Raw genomic sequence first — 17535 nt, forward strand, 5'->3', positions numbered from 1 at the left:
GCGCTCCTTAGTGAAACGAGCACCTGCCCTCCTCGATATGGGCGACGAATTCATGCTCGAAATGCGCCAGTGCCGCCCGCAGCCCCATAGCCGCGCCATCGCCCAGAGCGCAGAACGTGTTGCCGAAAATGCCCTTGCAGAGCGCCTCCAGCTGTTCCAGATCGTCCGGCACGCCCTGTCCCGCCTCGACCCGGCGCAGCACTTTCACAACCCAGTTGAGCCCTTCGCGGCACGGCGTGCACTTGCCGCAGGACTCGTGGTGGAAGAACTCGATGATCCGGGTGGCGACCTTGACCATGCAGGTCGAGTCGTCGATCACGATCACCCCGGCCGAGCCAAGCATCGAGCCGACCGCAGCCAGTGAGTCGAAGTCCATCCCGACATCCAGCCCGCGCTCCGGGATCAGCGGCGCCGAGACCCCGCCGGGGATCACCGCCTTGATCCTGCGCCCCGGCGGCGGCCCGCCCGCGCGGTCCTCGACCAGTTCACGCAGCGATATGCCCATCGGCAGTTCGAAAATTCCCGGTTTCCGCACGTGCCCGCTGAGGCAATAAAGCTTCGGACCGGGGCTCTTGTCAGGGCCGATGCCGCGAAACCAGTCCGGCCCCCGCGCCACAATATGCGGCACGCAGACCAGCGTCTCGACATTGTTGATCACGGTCGGGCTGGCGTAGAGCCCCGCGACCGCCGGAAATGGCGGTTTCAGACGGGGCTGCGCCCGCTTGCCTTCGAGCGAGTCGAGCATCGCCGTCTCCTCGCCGCAGATATATGCGCCGGCGCCGCAATGGATGTGCACGACGAAATTGAAATCCAAGCCCAGAATCCGTGTCCCCAGATACCCCTTCGCATGGGCCTCGGCGATCGCCTGCTCCAGCCGGTGGATCGCCAGCACGTATTCCCCGCGGATGTAGACATAGGCGGTTTCCGCCCCGATCGCGTAGGCGCTGATCGCCATGCCCTCGATCAGCTGGTGCGGATCACGCTCCATGATGATCCGGTCCTTGAACGTGCCGGGCTCGCCCTCATCGGCGTTGCAGCACAGGTATTTCGGCTTGTCGGCCCGTTTTGGCACGAAGCTCCATTTCAACCCCGTCGGGAATCCGGCGCCGCCGCGACCGCGCAGGTTCGATTGCTTGACGAGGTCGATGATCTCGTCGGGCGTGTGCTCGCGCAGCGCCTTCGCCAGCGCCTGGTAGCCGCCGCCGGCCTCATAGCTCGAAAGCAGATGGCCATCCGGCACGTCCATGTTTCTGAGAAGGACCGGTTCGAACATGGCGGCTATTCACCCGGCGGTCCTGCGGCGGCGAGTTCGGCGCCAGTCGCTTGCCCTGCCGCCGCGCGCAGCCTGTCCAAGAGCGCGTCGATCCGCGCAATGTCGAGGTCGCCGTGATAGTCGTCGCCGACCTGCATCACCGGGGCCATCTCGCAAGCGCCGAGGCATTCGACGGTCGAAAGCGTGAACAGCCCGTCCGGGGTCGTGCCGCCCTTTTCGATCCCCAGCACAGTCTCCAGATGCCTCAGTAGGCCCTCGGATCGGCGCAGCATACAGGATAGGTTGTCGCAGAGTTGCAAGTGGAACAGACCCACCGGCTCGGTATGGAAGAGGGTGTAGAAGGTCGCCAATTCGTAGACCCAGACCCGCTCGACACCCAGGATGTCGGAGACCTCTTCCAACACCGGGCCGGGCAGATGACCATGTTCCTTCTGCGCGATCAGAAGCGCGGGCATGATCGCCGAGCGCTGGTCGGGATACCGCGCCGCCGCCGCTTCTATCTTTTCGCGCATGTTCATTGCGTCCAGATCCCGGCTACTTGTCTACCTCGGCCATCACCGGGTCGAGGCTGCCCAGCACGGCGATCATGTCCGCGAGGAAGCGCGCATTGCTTGCCCCGAACAGTCCCTGAAGGTTGACGAACGACGGTGCCCGGACCTTCATACGGAACGGTTTTTGCGACCCGTCGCTGATGATGTAAAAGCCGAGTTCGCCCTTTGGTGCCTCGATCGCCGAATAGACCTCGCCCTTCGGCACTTTGAAGCCATAAGCCGACAGGTCGAAATGCTGGATCAGCGCCTCCATCGAGCAGTGCACCCTATCCTTATCCACTGGGAAAGCGATGGTCGGCATATCGATCTGGAACGGCCCCTCGGGCATCTGGTCAAGGCATTGCTCGATGATCCGGACGCTCTCGCGCATCTCCTCGACGCGGCATTGCCAGCGCGCGTAGCAATCACCCTCATCGCGGGTAATGACGTTGAAAGCCAACCGGTCGTAGATCTCATAGGGCTCGTCGCGGCGGATGTCCCAGTCGACGCCCGAGGCCCGCAGATTCGGGCCACTCAGGCCAAGGTCGATGCCGTCCTCGGCTGAGATCACGCCGATCCCCTGCGTGCGCTTCAGGAACACCCGGTTGTTCTCGACCAGCCGTTCATAGTCGCGGATCCGGTTCGGGAAGATGTCGCAGAACTCCCTGATCTTGGGAAAGAACCCGTCGGGCAGGTCCTCGCGCACACCCCCGACCCGGCAGAAGGACGTGTGCATCCGCGCCCCGCTGATCATCTCCAATAGGTCCATGATCATTTCACGCTCGCGCATGGCGTAAACCAACGCGGTCATGGCGCCCAGGTCCATCGGCAACGCACCGGTGATCAGGAGGTGACCGGAGATCCGCGCGAGTTCGGCCATCAGCACGCGGATATATTGCGCGCGGATCGGCGCTTCGATGCCCAGGAGCTTCTCCACCGCTAGCGCGAAAGCGAGGTTGTTCGAGGGCGGGCAGAGGTAGTCGAGCCGGTCGGTTAGCGGAAAAATCTGGGTGTAAGTAAAGCTCTCGGCCAGCTTTTCGGTGCCGCGGTGGAGGTAGCCGATGTGTGGGTCCACGCGCGCGACATACTCGCCGTCCAGCTCAAGGACGAGCCGCAGCACCCCATGCGTGCTGGGATGCTGCGGGCCGAGGTTGAGAAGCACCTCCTTTGTGTCGAGCGCTTCACCTGCCGGCCTGCTCAGTTCCGTGACTTCGGTCATCTCACTTCCCGGCGTCGAACGGCCTCCCTTATGGAATGTCCTTGGTGGCGAGATCGGGCTGCGTCGGCCGCGGGCCTTCCGCGCCAAACGGGTTCAGCGTGTCCTTGTAGCCCCGGAGCGGAAAGTCCTTGCGCTGCGGAAAGCCCTCGAAGCCTTCCCACATGTAGATCCGGCGCAGGTCGGGATGGCCCTCGAACCGGATGCCATACATGTCCCAGGCCTCGCGCTCGTGCCAGTTGGCGGTCCGCCAGACCCCCGTCACCGACGGGACCCGCGGCGGATCGCCGAGGCGGCATTTGATCCGAACGCGCCATTTGTTCGGCAGCGAATAGAGGTGGTACACCGCCTCGTAGCGCAGCGTTTCGGGATAATGGTCGACCCCGCAGATGTCGGACAGGAAATCGAACCGCAGCGTCGGATGGCCCTTCAGGAATTGGCAAAGCTCGACGATCATGTCAGGCGGTGAGGCGAAAGCGAGAACCCCATGCGAGAAGCCAAGCTCCTCGATTTCCCCCCCGAAACGTTCCGCGATCAGGGTGCGGATGAGGGACGTCTCCACGCTCATGAGGCTGCAACCCGATCCAGAGGCGTCCCGGCCAGCGCGCGGGACCTCTTGATCTTCTCTTGGAGCAGAAGGATGCCATGCATCAGTGCCTCGGGCCGCGGCGGGCAGCCGGGCACATGCACGTCCACCGGCACGAAAGTCTCCGCCCCCTGCACCACGGCGTAAGTGTTGTAGACCCCGCCCGAGATCGCGCAGGTGCCCATGGCGATGACCCAGCGTGGCTCCGGCATCTGGTCGAAGAGCCGGCGCACGACCGGAGCGAACTTCCGCGTCACCGTGCCGGCGATGATCATCACGTCGGACTGGCGCGGCGAAGGTCGAAACACCACGCCGAAGCGGTCGAGATCGTAGCGGGCGCAGCCGGCCGAAATCATCTCTATGGCGCAGCAGGCAATCCCGAAGGTCTCGGGCCAGAGCGCCGACCGCCGGCTCCAACTGATGACGCTGTCGGCGGTGGTGAACAGCACGCTGTCGCGAATCGTTTCGCCTACTCCTCCCATTCCAGCGCTCCTTTCAGCCAGGCGTAGGCGAAGCCCACGATAAGCAGCAGCATGAAGACAAACATCTCGACATAGCCGACGAGCCCGATCTCCTTCAGCACGACCGCCCAGGGAAACAGGAACATCGCCTCGACGTCGAACACCACCAGCAGGATTGCGAGGATGAAGAACTGCACCCTGAAGCGGCCCCCGGCGGCCTCGCCGGCCGGGTCCATGCCGCACTCATAGGGCATGTTCTTCGCGGGATAGGGGTTGGACGGGCGCAGGAGCGAGGAGACGAACAGCGTCGCCACGGCCACCAGGACAATTCCGGCGACCATGAAGAGAACCGGCAGGAATTCCATTCCAGTCATGTCGCGCTGCCCTGGTCACCCACCGAGGGCTTGCTCAAGCTGCGACCGACCAATCTTCAGGCCGGCGGTGCTGGCCCTCGTGCAGCGACTAGGGCATCCTTTCGTACGCTCCAGAGTATTCCCTTGGCCGGTTCATTGCAAATCCAATCGTGGTCAACCGCCGAACACGGAACTCTGGGCAAGCCTCAGAAACCACGCCGGAAACAGTCCGATGCCGATGGTGCCGGCGGCGGTCAAGGCGAGCGTGGCGCGGACGGACGGCGTCAGGGCAGGCTCGAACGCGCGCTCCGGCTCGCGCATGTAGATCACCATGACGATGCGGATGTAGAAGTAGGCGGCGACGGCGCTCAGCAGCACCGCGATCACCGCCAGCGTGACGAAACCCCGCTCGACGAGCGCCACCAGCACGTAGAACTTGGCGAAGAACCCGGCTGTCGGCGGAATGCCGGCGAGCGAGAACAGGTAGAGCAGCATCAGAAGCGCCAACCCGCGATGCGACTTGGCGAAGCCGGCGTAGTCCTCGATGACCTCGCCGGAGAAATCGCCATTCCGCATCATGATGACGATGCCGAAGATACCGAGATTCATGAAGGCGTAGATCAGCAGGTAGAGCATCACCCCGGCAATCCCGTCGGCGCCACCCGCCACCACGCCGAAGAGCGCGAAGCCCGCATGGGCGATGCTGGAATAGGCGAGCAGGCGCTTGAAATTGTCCTGCACCAGCGCCACGAAGCTGCCGAGCGCCATCGTCACCACCGCGATCACCGCGACGATGATCCAGGCGTCGGAAGCGGCGACCAGCGGGTTGAGGAACACGCGCAGGATCACCGCGAATCCCGCCGCCTTGGGGGCGACCGACATGAAGGCCGTGATTGTCGTCGGCGCGCCTTCATAGACGTCCGGCACCCACATGTGGAACGGCACCGCGCCGACCTTGAAGACCAGCCCCGCGACGATGAAGACCACCGCCAGGAGCAATCCGGGATCGAGCGGGTCGCCGGTCACCGCCGCAGCCATCCCGTCCAGCTGCGTCGTGCCGGTGATCCCGTAGATCAGCGAGACGCCGTAGAGGAAGATTCCCGTCGAGACCCCGCCGAGAACCACGTATTTCAGCGCCGCCTCGTTCGACCGCCGCTCCTTCCTGAGGAAGCCGGTGAGCACATAGGTCGAGAGCGCCATCAGCTCGAGGCCGACATAGATCGACAGAAGATCGGTTGCCGAGGCCATGATCATCATGCCGGAAAGCGCAAAGAGCAGCAGGACATAGTATTCGCTCAACGCGATCTCCTCGATCTCGGCATATTTTCGCGACAGGAGGAACGTCAGGATGGTCGAAAGGTAGAACACCATCTTGAAGAAGACCGCGAAGCGGTCGGCGATAAACATGCCCGAATAGGCCGGCCGCACCTCGCCCGCCAGTAACAGTGTCGCCAGGGTCGCAACCAGCACGGTTGCAGCGGAAGCCCAGACGAGGAAATACCCCTGTCCCTTTGGCACAAGCTGTCCCAGAATCAGCAAGATGCAGGCCCCAGTGACCACCACGATCTCGGGCAGGCTCGCTAGGATCGACTGGAAAAGCGTGGCAGCGGTCATTGGCCGCCCCCGTTAGAATGCACCTGCGTGAGCAGATGCCTCACCGATGGCCCGATGATGTTGAGAAAAGGTCTCGGATAGAGCCCGACCCAGAGCACGAAGACCGCCAGCGGCAGGATCGTCACCAGCTCGCGGGCGTTTACGTCGCGAATCTTGAACCGCACGCCGATGCTGGCTGGACCAAGCGCGACTTTCCTGTACATGCCAAGCAGATAGGCCGCGCCCAGCAGTGCCCCCAAAACGGCGGCCGCGCCGACGGCCAGATTGGCCGCAAACGCGCCCGACAGCACCAGCAACTCGCCCACGAACGAATTCGTTCCCGGCAGCGCCATCGACGACAGGGTGAACAGCGCAAGAAACGCGGTATAGACCGGCGCCGCCTTCATTAGCCCGCCATAATCCGCGATGCTGCGGGTATGGGTCCGCTCGTAGATCAGGCCGACGAACAGGAACAACGCGCCCGTCGTTACGCCATGATTGAACATTTGCAGGATGCCGCCCTCGAGCCCGCGGAGGTTCAACGTGAAAATACCCAGCGTCACGAAACCCATGTGGCTGATGCTGGAATAGGCCACCAGCTTCTTGAGGTCGTCCTGCGCCAGCGCGAGTAACCCGCCATAGACGATTGCGAGCGCCGAAAGCGTAAGCATTAGCGTCGAATAATACAGCGACGCCTCCGGCAGCATCGGCAGCGAGAACCGCAGGAAGCCGTAGGCGCCCATCTTCAGGAGAACGCCGGCGAGGATGATGCTACCCGCCGTCGGCGCCTGCACATGGGCGTCCGGGAGCCAGGTATGGACCGGGACCATCGGCACCTTGACTGCGAAGGCGATCAGGAAGGCAAAGAACAGCCAGGACTGAACCCGGAACGGCAAATCCTGCGCCGTCAGGGCGAGGATGTCGAAAGTCTCGCCGCCGTGGAAATAGAGCACGATGACACCGATCAGGAACAGAAGGCTGCCCGCCAGCGTGTAGAGGAAGAATTTGAACGCCGCATAGACCCGGCCGTCGCCACCCCAGACGCCGATGATCACGTACATCGGGATCAGCATCGCCTCCCAGAAGACGTAGAACAGGAACAGGTCGAGCGCGCAGAACACCCCCAGCATCAGCGCCTGCATGGCCAGCAGGCTGACCATGAACTCCTTCACCTTGCGGTCGATCGCGACCCACGAGGCGAGCACGCAGATCCAGCCCAATAACGCAGTCAGGAATACAAAGAGCGCGCTAATTCCGTCGATGCCGAGCGCGTAAGTGATTCCGAGCGCGGGCACCCACGGGCGCGTCTCGGTGAACTGCATCTCGTGGGTAGTGGTGTCAAAGCCGGCCAGCATAGCGATGCAGAGAGCGAGGTCGAGGACGGTGACACCTAGCGCCGTCCACCGCACCGCATCGTCGCTGCGGAGAAGCATCAGAACCGCTGCCCCGGCGGCGGGCATGAACACGATGAGGCTAAGCAGCGGGAACGCCATCGCACCCCTACCGCCCCACCACAGCGAAGACGGCGATGGCTGCGATCACACCGACGATCATCGCCAGCGCGTAATGGGTCACGACGCCGGTCTGCAGCTTGCGCAGCGCACCGCCACCGCGCAGGATTGAGCGGGCGACGCCGTTCACAACGGCGTCCACACCGTTGAGATCGATCCGCAGTCCGGCCCGTGCGGTTCCGTGCAGGAAGGGCAGCACCACGGTCTCGGACACTTCGCTCACCGCCTTCTCGTAGCTCGCCAGCGGTTTTTCGGCGAGCCACATGAAATGCCGCGCGCCTTTGCGGTAGAACCAGTCGGTGTCGATGCTGATCGTGTTCTCGGGGTCGAGCGCCCTGAGGAACAGCACGAAGCCCAATGCGGTGAACATCAGTATGCCGAGGCTCTCGGTGATATGGACGCCGGTGTAGGGTTCGAAGTCGACTGGATGGGGCAGCAGCGCGTAAAGTGGTTGGGGGAACACCCCGATCGCGATGCACAGCACCGCCGCCATTCCCATCGCAACAAGCATATTGCGGGGCGGCTCCCGCGCCTCCAGCTTCCGGTCCATGCCGAAGAACATGTAGTACGGGAGCTTGAGCCCAGTGTGCAGGAAGGTCCCAGATGATGCCATCGTCAGCGCCAGCACCACCAGCGCGCGGTGATCCTGTCCGGCGGCGGCCACCACCATCGATTTGGTCACGAAGCCCGAGAAGAACGGAAATGCCGAGATCGCGAAGGCGCCGACCATGTAGAGCGCCACGGTCAGCGGCATGGTCCTGTAGAGCCCACCGAGCTCGGTGAGCTTGCGCCGCCCGGTGACGTGGATCACCGCCCCCGCACCCATGAACAGGAGCGCCTTGTAGAGGATATGCGCGAAGGCATGGCTGGAGGCCCCGTTCACCGCCATCTCGGTACCGATGCCGACGCCCGCCACCATGTAGCCCACCTGGCTGACGATGTGATAGGCCAGGAGCCGACGGCAGTCGTTCTCCAGCACCGCGTAGATGACGCCGTAAAGCGCCATTGCCGTGCCGAGCCAAACGAGAAGCTCGGTGCCCGGAAAGGCCCGGGCCAGCACATAGACGGCGGTCTTGGTGGTGAAGGCGCTCATGAACACCGCTCCGGTGACGGTCGCCTCCGGGTAGGCGTCTGTCAGCCAGGCGTTGAGAGGCGGCACCGCGGCGTTGAGCATGAACCCGGCAAGGATCAGGTAGGCGGCGACGCCCATCCCCCCCTCGATCGGGCCGAAGAGCAGCGAACCTGTGGCGAGCCCGTGGAGAATGACGCCACCCAGCAGGGCGACGCCGCCGGTGATATGGACCATGAGATACCGGAACCCCGCACGGATCGCCTGCTTGCCGCGCTGGGCAAAGACCAGATAGGCAGAGGCAAACGCCATACCTTCCCAGAACAGGAACAGGGTCAGGTAGTCGCCTGCAAACACCACGCCGAGCGCGCTGCCAACATAGACGAACGCCGCCACATGCTCTCCGGCGCCCGTCAGGTGCAGCGCATAGACCACGCCGATCAGCGCCATAATGGTGAAAACGGTGGCGAAGACGATGCTCAGCCTGTCGACCTTCGCAATCAGGATTTCCTGCCCGATGAACTCCGCCGCGCCGTAGCTGCCCGGCTGCACGGTGAGCACGGCGAGGATCGCCAGCGCGGGAATCAACATCAGATAGGCCTTGCGGATTGATCCTTTCAGGAAAGGGATCGGCAGGGCGCCAAGAATGAACAGCAGGGCGGGATGGACGAAGTCAATCATAATAGTCCTCGCGCCGCATCAACCCGCCCTGATGGCCGAGGAACTTGGAGACGAAGATCAGCAGGACGCAGGACAAGAAGCCATAGACGGCCGACCAGCCCGGCAAGCGGTCCCACAGGAATTCAGCGTGTTCGCGGGGGACCAGAAAATCGGCGATGACGATCAGAACGAGCGCCAGATAAAACAGCCGGCGGCGTTGCTCCGCGTATCTCGCCTCACCAAAGAAATCGACGACACGCCTGATCATCTGACCACTCCTTCCGCCAGGGTGAGAAAATAGCCGGGGAAAATACCCATCGACACCGACAGGATCGCGGTCGCGACCAGCGGGATCGTCACCATCGGAATTTCACGGACCGTCGCCGGACTTTCCTGTGTCTCCGTCCCGAAAAAAGCGACATAGCTGACCGGCAGGAAGTAGGCGGCATTCAGGACCGAGCTCACCAAGAGCACGACCAGGAACGCAATCTCCCCCGCCTCCACCGAGCCCAGCGCCAAATACCACTTGCTGACGAAGCCCGCGGTCGGCGGCACCCCGATCATGCTGAGCGAGGCCACGAAGAACGCGCCCATCGTCCAGGGCAGCCTGCGGCCGATGCCGGCCATGTCGCTGATGTTCCGCTTGCCGGACGCGCAATAGATCGACCCGGCGCAGAAAAAGAGCGTGATCTTGGAGAACGCATGCGCCGCAATGTGGATGATCCCGCCGACCATCGCGACCGGCGACAGCAGGACCGCGCCCAGCACGATGTAGGAGAGTTGGCTGACCGTCGAATAGGCGAGCCGCGCCTTCAGGTCGTCCCGCGTCAGGGCGTAGATGGACGCCATCAGGATGGTGAACGAGACCAGATAGGCCGTTGCGATGCCGAGCCCCAGCCCGTCCACCAGCCCCGTGCCGAAGACATGGAACACCACCCGCAGCACGCAGAACACGCCCATCTTGACCACGGCCACCGCATGCAAGAGAGCGCTGACCGGTGTCGGCGCGACCATCGCGGCAGGCAGCCAGGCGTGCATCGGCATCACCGCGGCCTTGGCGAAGCCGAACAGATAGCAGAAGTAGACCACGGTCAGCAGCGCCGGCGAGGCATCGACCCCGGCCAGCAGCCCGCCTGGCACGAAGTCGAGCGACCCCGCCAGATGGTAGGTCAGCGCCAGCGCGGCGAGAAGCACGCTTTTCGACGCCCCCATCAAATAGACGAGATACTTGCGGCTACCCGTCCATCCCTCTTCGTCCTCGTGGTGATAGACGAGCGGATAGGTAACGAGGCTGAGCACCTCGTAGAAGATCACCAGCGTGAACAGATTGGCGGCGAAGGCGCCCCCGACGGCCGCCGCGAGACTGGTGGCGAAGCAGGCGAAGAACCGGGTCTGCGCGTGCTCGTTCAAGTGGCGCATGTAGCCGATGGAATAGATCGCCGCCACGATCCACAAGAGCGACGAGACGGTGGCAAACACCATGCCGAGCGCATCGACCCGGAAAGCGAAGTCGATCCCCGGCAGAATCTCGAACAGGCGCAAATCGACCGTCCCGCCGGCCAGCACCGTGGGTGCCATCGAGGCGACAATTGCGAACATGGCGATCGCGGCTAAGGGCGAGACGAGATCGCGGAGTTTTTCGCGGTTGTTCAGAACGAGAACTGCAAGGGCCGCCAGGCCTGCGACGGCGACGGCAAGCAGCGGCCGGATCGATATCACCGGGTCCAAGCCGCTATCCTTTCATCATGGTCACGTCGTCGACCTTGAGGGTGGACTTGTTCCTCACGAGGGCGACCAGAATCCCGAGGGCGACCGCAACCTCCGCCGCGGTGATTGCGATGACGAAGATCGCGAAGATCTGCCCGCGGAAATCGTCGTAGTAACGCCCGAAAGCGATGAAATTGATGTTGACCGAGTTGAGCAGCAACTCCAGCGACATCAGCACGACCAGGATGTTGCGCCTGAGCAGCACGCCCGCCGCTCCGATCACGAACAGGACCACTCCGAGCAAAATATACCACCAGAGCGGAACCATCACCCCTGCTCCTTCCGCGCCAGCACGATGGCGCCGACCAGGGCCGCCAGCAGGATCACGGAGGCGGCTTCAAACGGTAGGAGATAGTCGGCGAAAAGTGTCATGCTGAGCTGCCTGATCTGATCGCCGCCGCGCATCGCGACGGGCTCCGTGACCGAAAAGCGGTCGCTCCAGAGCACCAGTACAAGCATCTCGACCCCAAGCAGGACGAGCAGCACCAGAGCCGGCAGGTTGCCGCCCGGCAAAAACCGCTGCAACACCGCTTCGCGCACATCGATCATCATGATCACGAACAGGAACAGGACCATGATTGCGCCGACATAGACGAAGATCTGGATGACAGCGAGCAACGATGCCTCGAGCAAGACGAAGATTGCCGAGATCTGCAGGAAACACGCCATCAGCGCCAATGCGCTGTGAACCGGATTCCGCGCCAGGACCACGGTCAGTGCCGTGATCACGGACGCCGCAGCGAACAGAAGAAAGAACGCCTGATCCATCGACGCCAACCCTCCGCCGCGATCCGTCACTCGGCGCGAGACGGCCGGGTTTGAGATAGCTGCGCACTTCAGATGCGTCTACAAATTGTGCCCTAGTATCGGATTTTTCTCAAGATTGCATGGTTTGGCGCTACGTTATGCCCAAGTCTCAGTATCTGATACGGTGTGCGATCCCGCAGCCTGCTTATCCGTTATTCAGGCTGCCGCGGCCAGACGGCGGGCCTTTGGCGAGCTTACCCCGCCCAGATGTAGTGAATAATCTCTTCGGCCTCGTGCTCGACCTCCTCGATGCGCTTCTTCACCACGTCGCCGATCGAGACGATGCCGTCCAGTTGGCCGTTCTTCACCACGGGCAGGTGGCGGAAGCGGCCTGTGGTCATAATCTCCATGACCTGGTTGATCGTGTGGTTCTCGGTGCAGAGCTTGACCTTGGCGGTCATTGCGTGACGGACACTCTGCTCCAGCGCCGCAGCCCCATGCTTGTCCAAGGCGCAGACGACGTCGCGCTCGGACACGATGCCGACCACCTTGCGATCGCCATTGGTAACGACCAGTGCGCCGATCCTGTGCTCGGCGAGCCTGTTGATCGCCACGGCGAGCGCCTCGTTCGGGCCGATCGTCTCGACTGCTCGACCCTTGTCCTCGAGAATCGCTTTGACGTTCATGGCTTCCTCCAAGCGTTGCTACGCTCCAGCCGTCCGCCCCGTCTCCCTCTCAGTGCATTTCTGCCCATCGTGCGCCGCGCGCCTTCATATTTCAAGCCCGACTTGCGTGCTCAGGCGCCAGTGCTTCCTGGCGGTAGGCCTTCATGATTGGCTCACACAAACCGCCGCCTGCTACACGGGTCGCCGTGCCGTCGCCGATGCTCATCGATCAGCCGAGAGCGCCGTCACGGATTCGGAAGCCAATTCCGTCGGGCTCGGGGGCGCATGCCTGGTTCCCTCTAAACGCATGCCGCTCTCGTCTAGTTCTTGCAGGCGTCCCTGAACCCCAGGCGGCGTGCAGGTGCCGTTCAGCGTCGCGTGCGACGATTTTGGTAAGCGGCGCGAGGATCGAACTTTCGCTCTTCAGAGCGATATCACTCAGCGAGATGAGGCCCGTCGTCCGCTTCTACCGGTTGAGCACTGAAAGGTGACGAATCTGGCGCTCTTGCATTTGTTCAAGCGCCTGCTCCAGGGCTGGCCCCTCGAGACAGAAGAGTATGCCGGGCGACATCACAGCGTCGGACGCGAAACCTTCGTGGTAAACATCCGGGTCGATCGAGTGAACAGTGGAATCACTATGGCGGGCGTTACTGTGACAAAACGATCAGGATCGTCATTGATCATGTGCGGCAGATGATCTTCCGGACCGCCGAAGATCCTACGCTAATCTACTCAAAAACAGCCGCTTCGCCGAATTTAAGGTCTTTCCCTCACTCCCACTCAATGATCAATGAGATCTATAACTGATTGTTTTGATTTGTAAAATCTCATCATCTTTCCAAGGAATGCCGTCAAGAATACCGTCAGATTTTTAGACTGTTGAAAAGACTAAAACAATGTGGTCGCCGTCGCGGTATGCACACTTTTGACTGCATTATTTACGACTGCCATTCGGCGAGGTCAAAGCCGGAGTTCACAGACCATAAGGCAAGGACGGTCTTGCTCATGCTCGACAGCCCTAGGTCGAGTAGACGGGAATGGGCTGGCAGGAGATGGTGTCGTGTCGAATCCTGTCGATCCTCGATCGGCCAAAGCTTCGCATTCTCATCTGCTGTGACATTGTGTGGGCACACCTTTTTGAGGTCGTTCATTGGCAAGTCTTTGATGCTTGAAATTCTTCGGTGCTAGCAACATCACGTAATACGCTGGCAGGTTGACGACAAATCTCCTGTTCGATGGAGCTTGTCGTGCATTTTTTTGGATGAGTCACCGTGCTAGCGTGGACACATAGGCCCAATGATCCTCTGTCCTTCAACGTTTCCGCTTCGGAAGACGACCCAAGAAAGGCTTTCTCCGCAGTACGTACTGAAGTACGGAAAAATTAGAATGCCTCTCCATCTGGTCGGGGAAACGATCGAGAAGACACGCAGAGACAGGCAAACTGGTGAAGCTGATGCGCTGCATCTACGTCGATGCCGATGGTGACATCGACACGGCGCTCCTTCGACACGCTGTTCGCATGTCCCAATATCTATACCCGCGTGCTATCTCTCTGCAGCCATTTCCGTACTGCTCGGCCCAACGCGCGACGGTCGCCTCTTCCTAAGCGGTCGACGTAAGCAGCCGACCCGGCTTCGTTTCACTCAAGATCATTAAGAGCGAAGGCCCGCCAACCCCTCTGTCGCACAAGCAGTGATCAACGACATTGTGAACGAGTTCCGGATGGCAGTCTCTTCCTTGCACCAGCGATTCCTCGAGGCCTTTCGGCTACGCAGAGAGCATGCAGCGTCAATGGACGACGCCATGCGGAAGGCGATCGCGAAAAGGCTCATAGAGGAATACAGCAGCGCGAAGGGAGCGGCAGACGCGGTGTGGACGCTTGCGCGCGAAAACCGATGTATCGCGAAGGCCAACAGGCCGAAGGCTATGTGCTCCGTCGCCGCGGTCGTCCCGGTGCGCAACGAAGCTGCGATGGATCTGATCGTGGCCTGGCCATTGCCGGCGACTATATGCATATCACCGTCGCCGAGGTCCGTTGGGTTCGCCAGCGCGGACGCGTTCGTTGGCGGGATGTCGCCGAAGGGGCCTATCGGCGCGAGCAGGTCGTCACAATTCAGACGCTTGTCATTGGTCGTCTGCCGGCGTCGGTTCGCTCCGCGATGTTTCCTGCGGATGGTCCGGCCGACCGGGCGCGAGTCGCCGCGTGAGCTTGGATTTCCCCGCAATGTTGGGATCCGTAAACTTGAAGATCGCCTCCTCGACCTTGCACACGCGCAACGACTGCGTTTGGTCGCGCAGCGGATCGATCCGCGCTGACCCGCTTGTTTGCCGGGCGCAACTCGGTTCGCGCGCGTGATCGTCTGCATCAGAGTGTGGTTCTTCATTGGCTTGTCGAGATGGATCGTCGAGCAGGTTGGCACGTCGAAGCCGGTGATCCACATCGCGCAGACGAAGACCAGTCTCGACCTCCCCACCTCCTGGAGCATGGCTTCAAGCGGAACCGACGAGTTCACCGGCCGGATGCAGGAGGCCATCAACGGGATGATGCTGGACATGATCGCTGCGATTGCCCACAAGGACTATGACGACAGGCGGCGGCGGCAGGCCCAGGGTATCCGGAAGGCCAAGCAGGAAGGGCGCTACCGGGAGCGGCCTGAGGACCAGGAGCGCAATGCGGCCATAGAAACATAGACCCCTCCATTTCGTTGCCCGGTAGCTACGTTGCACTGACGACAGCCGCAAGTAGGCGACCCGATTGGTATGCCCTACGCACACTCCGCACTCCAACCGCTGGACAAGGATTGCCCCGCCAGCGCGTGCTCATGTCGGTCTGAGGTACCGCCACCGGGCAGCCTCTCGGCGTCTGGCGGTCGTCTCGCTCGGGCCTGTGTGGTGAAACCGAAGGGGCACGGGGGGTGCCACGCATGAGCCTGTTATCCGATGGGTCGTAAGAAAATTTGGCCCGGATATTCCGACCCCTCCTTTTGACCCCGTTGAACCCGCTCACCCGAATTGTTTATCCGAGCTAGCCCAAGGGGCCGATTTGGGGGCGATCTTTATCGGCTACTAATGACCTGTCGCTTGACGCTGGGGTCAATTGGGTGGGCACTCGTCATTGGGTGGGCACGCGCGTCAGGCCGGAGTGTAGGCTGGGGCGCGGAAGTCGCAATCTTTGAAGGTCCGTCGCCGGCCGCACTCTTGAGACACCCGCCCGGGTAGCCTTGGGGGGCGGCACTAGCCGATGTAAGACTGACAGGGTGCCCAAGGCTCCGCTGTCTGGGTCCTGTCATCGCTCAGTCACTATTTAGTTGTGCTGCCACTGCACCCTGCGAAGGCAGCTCAAAGCAGCGGGGACTAACCCCAAGCCCCCCCACCCGGTCCCCGCTGCTCATTTACCGTCGCAATGACGTCAAGGCCCGCCTGACCACCCTACAACATCGCAGCACACGCCAGTACCGGGCATGATCGTGAAGGCTTTCCGGTGCCGTTGCGGCTCAACGCGCTGCGTTCACGGCGGAATTCGTGAAGGGAGAGATTCGCGCGGTAGGCGCACTGGACGGGCGCGCCATCTTGTCTATCTAATCGCCGACGCAAACCTCACCACGGAAACAATCCACCTCGATCACGAAATCCCAAACATCGTCCTCAAAACGAGCATTCCTCTCGACCTGCTGATCGGAACTACCGAACAAGCAAATTGCGAGCGCCTTGCTTTAGGATTGCCAGGCGCTTCGGCAGGCATTTGCAGACCATCGATTGCGATAAGCGCTCCTTTTGGCGATGCCACTCAGGTTATGATGAATTGCAAAAAGCTCAAGACTGTTCGGCTGGCCGTCGATTCCGGCCGACTGCTCGGCCGTTAATTTCACATAATTTCACATTCCAAATAAGACACAAAAGTCGACCCAGAGCTTACGGCCGAAACGCGCTTAGGCGGTGGGATGCGCCGTAATGGGGGCCAGGCTTCCGTGTCGATTCCAAATCTTTTGGCTCTTCGGCCGTCCGCTCATCCGTCTTGACCAGCACGACCCCACAGCCTATCTCACTGCCACGTTAGCACTCTCCACTGGCGAGTGCCAACGACGCTCCGGCAATGGAGAACCTTTCAACCTCCGCATCAGGGATATCCAAAATGGCAAAGTCGAATTTCCGGCCGCTGCATGACCGCGTGGTCGTTCGTCGGGTTGAATCCGAATCCAAGACCTCAGGCGGCATCATCATCCCCGACACGGCTAAGGAAAAGCCGCAGGAAGGCGACATCATCGCCGTTGGTTCCGGCGCCCGTGACGAAGCCGGCAAGCTCGTGCCGCTGGACGTCAAGGCCGGCGATCGCATCCTGTTCGGCAAGTGGTCGGGCACCGAAGTCAAGCTCAATGGCGAAGACCTTCTGATCATGAAGGAATCCGACATCATGGGCATCATCGGCTGAATATCGGCCTCACCATCGCTTAAACCCCGGGCTCAATTCAAGCCCCTGCCAGGAGCTAAAAATGGCTGCCAAAGACGTAAAATTTTCTCGCGATGCCCGTGAGCGCATGCTGCGCGGCGTCAACATCCTCGCCGACGCTGTGAAGGTCACGCTCGGCCCCAAGGGCCGCAACGTCGTCCTCGACAAGTCGTTCGGCGCACCGCGCATCACCAAGGACGGCGTCACCGTCGCCAAGGAAATCGAACTTTCCGATAAGTTCGAGAACATGGGCGCGCAGATGGTCCGCGAAGTTGCTTCGAAGACCAACGACATCGCCGGCGACGGCACCACGACCGCGACCGTTCTGGCGCAGTCGATCGTCCAGGAAGGCCACAAGGCGGTTGCCGCCGGCATGAACCCGATGGACCTGAAGCGCGGCATCGACCTTGCGGTTGGCGACGTCGTCTCGACGCTGATCAAGAATGCCAAGAAGATCAAGACCTCGGAAGAGGTTGCCCAGGTCGGTACCATCGCCGGCAATGGCGATGCTTCGGTCGGCTCGATGATTGCCGAAGCGATGCAGAAGGTCGGCAATGAGGGCGTCATCACGGTCGAGGAGGCCAAGACCGCCGAGACCGAACTCGAAGTCGTCGAAGGCATGCAGTTCGACCGCGGCTATCTCTCGCCCTACTTCGT

The 17535-nt window shown here is 61.7% G+C and carries 17 protein-coding genes and 1 pseudogene; 3 read left to right on the forward strand and 15 right to left on the reverse strand.

Annotation, left to right across the window (positions count from 1 at the left end; all coding sequences use genetic code 11):
• Positions 1 to 7: 7 nt before the first annotated feature.
• The 15 genes from nuoF to AC0L3O_RS05085 all read right to left on the reverse strand — a co-directional run bounded on the left by nuoF (position 8) and on the right by AC0L3O_RS05085 (position 14986).
• The gene (gene nuoF / locus AC0L3O_RS05015; protein WP_473614991.1) at positions 8 to 1273 is read right to left on the reverse strand and encodes an NADH-quinone oxidoreductase subunit NuoF; all 1266 of its coding nucleotides are present in this window, start codon (positions 1271 to 1273) and stop codon (positions 8 to 10) included.
• 5 nt (positions 1274 to 1278) lie between these two features.
• Entirely contained in the window at positions 1279 to 1791 is a 513-nt protein-coding gene (locus AC0L3O_RS05020) for an NADH-quinone oxidoreductase subunit NuoE (RefSeq protein WP_473614993.1), read from the reverse strand.
• A 16-nt stretch (positions 1792 to 1807) separates the two neighbouring features.
• A complete protein-coding gene (nuoD, locus tag AC0L3O_RS05025) occupies positions 1808 to 3022 on the reverse strand; it encodes an NADH dehydrogenase (quinone) subunit D (protein ID WP_027152450.1) in 1215 nt (404 codons plus the stop codon).
• Positions 3023 to 3050: 28 nt separating this feature from the next.
• Positions 3051 to 3587 carry an NADH-quinone oxidoreductase subunit C gene (locus tag AC0L3O_RS05030; protein WP_473614994.1) on the reverse strand — a complete coding sequence of 179 codons (537 nt, stop codon included), beginning with the start codon at positions 3585 to 3587 and terminating at the stop codon, positions 3051 to 3053.
• On the reverse strand, positions 3584 to 4087 hold the full coding sequence (locus AC0L3O_RS05035; RefSeq protein WP_027152448.1) for a NuoB/complex I 20 kDa subunit family protein: 504 nt from the start codon (positions 4085 to 4087) through the stop codon (positions 3584 to 3586). The genes AC0L3O_RS05030 and AC0L3O_RS05035 overlap by 4 nt, the downstream gene beginning before the upstream one ends.
• Entirely contained in the window at positions 4075 to 4440 is a 366-nt protein-coding gene (locus AC0L3O_RS05040; RefSeq protein ID WP_023800384.1) for an NADH-quinone oxidoreductase subunit A, read from the reverse strand. Before AC0L3O_RS05040 ends, AC0L3O_RS05035 begins: the two co-directional genes overlap by 13 nt.
• A gap of 153 nt (positions 4441 to 4593) precedes the next feature.
• Entirely contained in the window at positions 4594 to 6033 is a 1440-nt protein-coding gene (locus tag AC0L3O_RS05045; RefSeq protein WP_023800383.1) for an NADH-quinone oxidoreductase subunit N, read from the reverse strand.
• The gene (locus tag AC0L3O_RS05050; protein ID WP_027152447.1) at positions 6030 to 7505 is read right to left on the reverse strand and encodes an NADH-quinone oxidoreductase subunit M; all 1476 of its coding nucleotides are present in this window, start codon (positions 7503 to 7505) and stop codon (positions 6030 to 6032) included. The genes AC0L3O_RS05045 and AC0L3O_RS05050 overlap by 4 nt, the downstream gene beginning before the upstream one ends.
• Before the next feature lie 7 nt (positions 7506 to 7512).
• Complete coding sequence (locus AC0L3O_RS05055; RefSeq protein ID WP_473614995.1) at positions 7513 to 9273, reverse strand: Na(+)/H(+) antiporter subunit D; 1761 nt, start codon at positions 9271 to 9273, stop codon at positions 7513 to 7515.
• Positions 9266 to 9520: a hypothetical protein gene (locus AC0L3O_RS05060; protein WP_023800380.1), complete on the reverse strand. Its 255-nt coding sequence runs from the start codon at positions 9518 to 9520 to the stop codon at positions 9266 to 9268. Before AC0L3O_RS05060 ends, AC0L3O_RS05055 begins: the two co-directional genes overlap by 8 nt.
• A complete protein-coding gene (locus AC0L3O_RS05065) occupies positions 9517 to 10980 on the reverse strand; it encodes a monovalent cation/H+ antiporter subunit D family protein (RefSeq protein WP_473534970.1) in 1464 nt (487 codons plus the stop codon). The genes AC0L3O_RS05060 and AC0L3O_RS05065 overlap by 4 nt, the downstream gene beginning before the upstream one ends.
• Before the next feature lie 4 nt (positions 10981 to 10984).
• A complete protein-coding gene (gene nuoK / locus AC0L3O_RS05070; protein ID WP_023800378.1) occupies positions 10985 to 11287 on the reverse strand; it encodes an NADH-quinone oxidoreductase subunit NuoK in 303 nt (100 codons plus the stop codon).
• Positions 11287 to 11787 carry an NADH-quinone oxidoreductase subunit J gene (locus AC0L3O_RS05075; RefSeq protein ID WP_473614997.1) on the reverse strand — a complete coding sequence of 167 codons (501 nt, stop codon included), beginning with the start codon at positions 11785 to 11787 and terminating at the stop codon, positions 11287 to 11289. The genes nuoK and AC0L3O_RS05075 overlap by 1 nt, the downstream gene beginning before the upstream one ends.
• A gap of 233 nt (positions 11788 to 12020) precedes the next feature.
• On the reverse strand, positions 12021 to 12452 hold the full coding sequence (locus AC0L3O_RS05080; RefSeq protein WP_077376492.1) for a CBS domain-containing protein: 432 nt from the start codon (positions 12450 to 12452) through the stop codon (positions 12021 to 12023).
• A 1631-nt stretch (positions 12453 to 14083) separates the two neighbouring features.
• The gene (locus AC0L3O_RS05085) at positions 14084 to 14986 is read right to left on the reverse strand and encodes a type I restriction enzyme subunit R domain-containing protein (protein ID WP_473614998.1); all 903 of its coding nucleotides are present in this window, start codon (positions 14984 to 14986) and stop codon (positions 14084 to 14086) included.
• On the opposite strand from AC0L3O_RS05085, the pseudogene AC0L3O_RS05090 reads away from it, so the two are divergent.
• The 3 genes and pseudogenes from AC0L3O_RS05090 to AC0L3O_RS05100 all read left to right on the forward strand — a co-directional run.
• Positions 14889 to 15113: pseudogene (locus AC0L3O_RS05090) on the forward strand (recombinase family protein); the annotation flags it as partial. The gene AC0L3O_RS05085 and the pseudogene AC0L3O_RS05090 sit on opposite strands and share 98 nt — an antisense overlap.
• A gap of 1450 nt (positions 15114 to 16563) precedes the next feature.
• A complete protein-coding gene (gene groES, locus AC0L3O_RS05095; RefSeq protein ID WP_008871949.1) occupies positions 16564 to 16860 on the forward strand; it encodes a co-chaperone GroES in 297 nt (98 codons plus the stop codon).
• Between the two features lie 61 nt (positions 16861 to 16921).
• The coding region (locus AC0L3O_RS05100) for a TCP-1/cpn60 chaperonin family protein (RefSeq protein ID WP_473614999.1) at positions 16922 to 17535 on the forward strand (614 nt) is incomplete at its 3' end.

It is taken from the genome of Mesorhizobium sp. WSM4810 (assembly GCF_055811235.1).

Excerpts from the sequence above, each read along its gene's own strand:
- AC0L3O_RS05085 (WP_473614998.1), bottom strand. The coding sequence starts at position 14,986 with ATGTCCAGCATCATCCCGTTGATGGCCTCCTGCATCCGGCCGGTGAAC.
- AC0L3O_RS05060 (WP_023800380.1), bottom strand. The coding sequence starts at position 9,520 with ATGATCAGGCGTGTCGTCGATTTCTTTGGTGAGGCGAGATACGCGGAG.
- AC0L3O_RS05040 (WP_023800384.1), bottom strand. The coding sequence starts at position 4,440 with ATGACTGGAATGGAATTCCTGCCGGTTCTCTTCATGGTCGCCGGAATT.
- AC0L3O_RS05020 (WP_473614993.1), bottom strand. The coding sequence starts at position 1,791 with ATGAACATGCGCGAAAAGATAGAAGCGGCGGCGGCGCGGTATCCCGAC.
- AC0L3O_RS05045 (WP_023800383.1), bottom strand. The coding sequence starts at position 6,033 with ATGACCGCTGCCACGCTTTTCCAGTCGATCCTAGCGAGCCTGCCCGAG.
- nuoD (WP_027152450.1), bottom strand. The coding sequence starts at position 3,022 with ATGACCGAAGTCACGGAACTGAGCAGGCCGGCAGGTGAAGCGCTCGAC.
- AC0L3O_RS05080 (WP_077376492.1), bottom strand. The coding sequence starts at position 12,452 with ATGAACGTCAAAGCGATTCTCGAGGACAAGGGTCGAGCAGTCGAGACG.
- AC0L3O_RS05075 (WP_473614997.1), bottom strand. The coding sequence starts at position 11,787 with ATGGATCAGGCGTTCTTTCTTCTGTTCGCTGCGGCGTCCGTGATCACG.
- nuoK (WP_023800378.1), bottom strand. The coding sequence starts at position 11,287 with ATGGTTCCGCTCTGGTGGTATATTTTGCTCGGAGTGGTCCTGTTCGTG.
- AC0L3O_RS05035 (WP_027152448.1), bottom strand. The coding sequence starts at position 4,087 with ATGGGAGGAGTAGGCGAAACGATTCGCGACAGCGTGCTGTTCACCACC.
- AC0L3O_RS05030 (WP_473614994.1), bottom strand. The coding sequence starts at position 3,587 with ATGAGCGTGGAGACGTCCCTCATCCGCACCCTGATCGCGGAACGTTTC.
- AC0L3O_RS05050 (WP_027152447.1), bottom strand. The coding sequence starts at position 7,505 with ATGGCGTTCCCGCTGCTTAGCCTCATCGTGTTCATGCCCGCCGCCGGG.
- groES (WP_008871949.1), top strand. The coding sequence starts at position 16,564 with ATGGCAAAGTCGAATTTCCGGCCGCTGCATGACCGCGTGGTCGTTCGT.
- AC0L3O_RS05055 (WP_473614995.1), bottom strand. The coding sequence starts at position 9,273 with ATGATTGACTTCGTCCATCCCGCCCTGCTGTTCATTCTTGGCGCCCTG.
- nuoF (WP_473614991.1), bottom strand. The coding sequence starts at position 1,273 with ATGTTCGAACCGGTCCTTCTCAGAAACATGGACGTGCCGGATGGCCAT.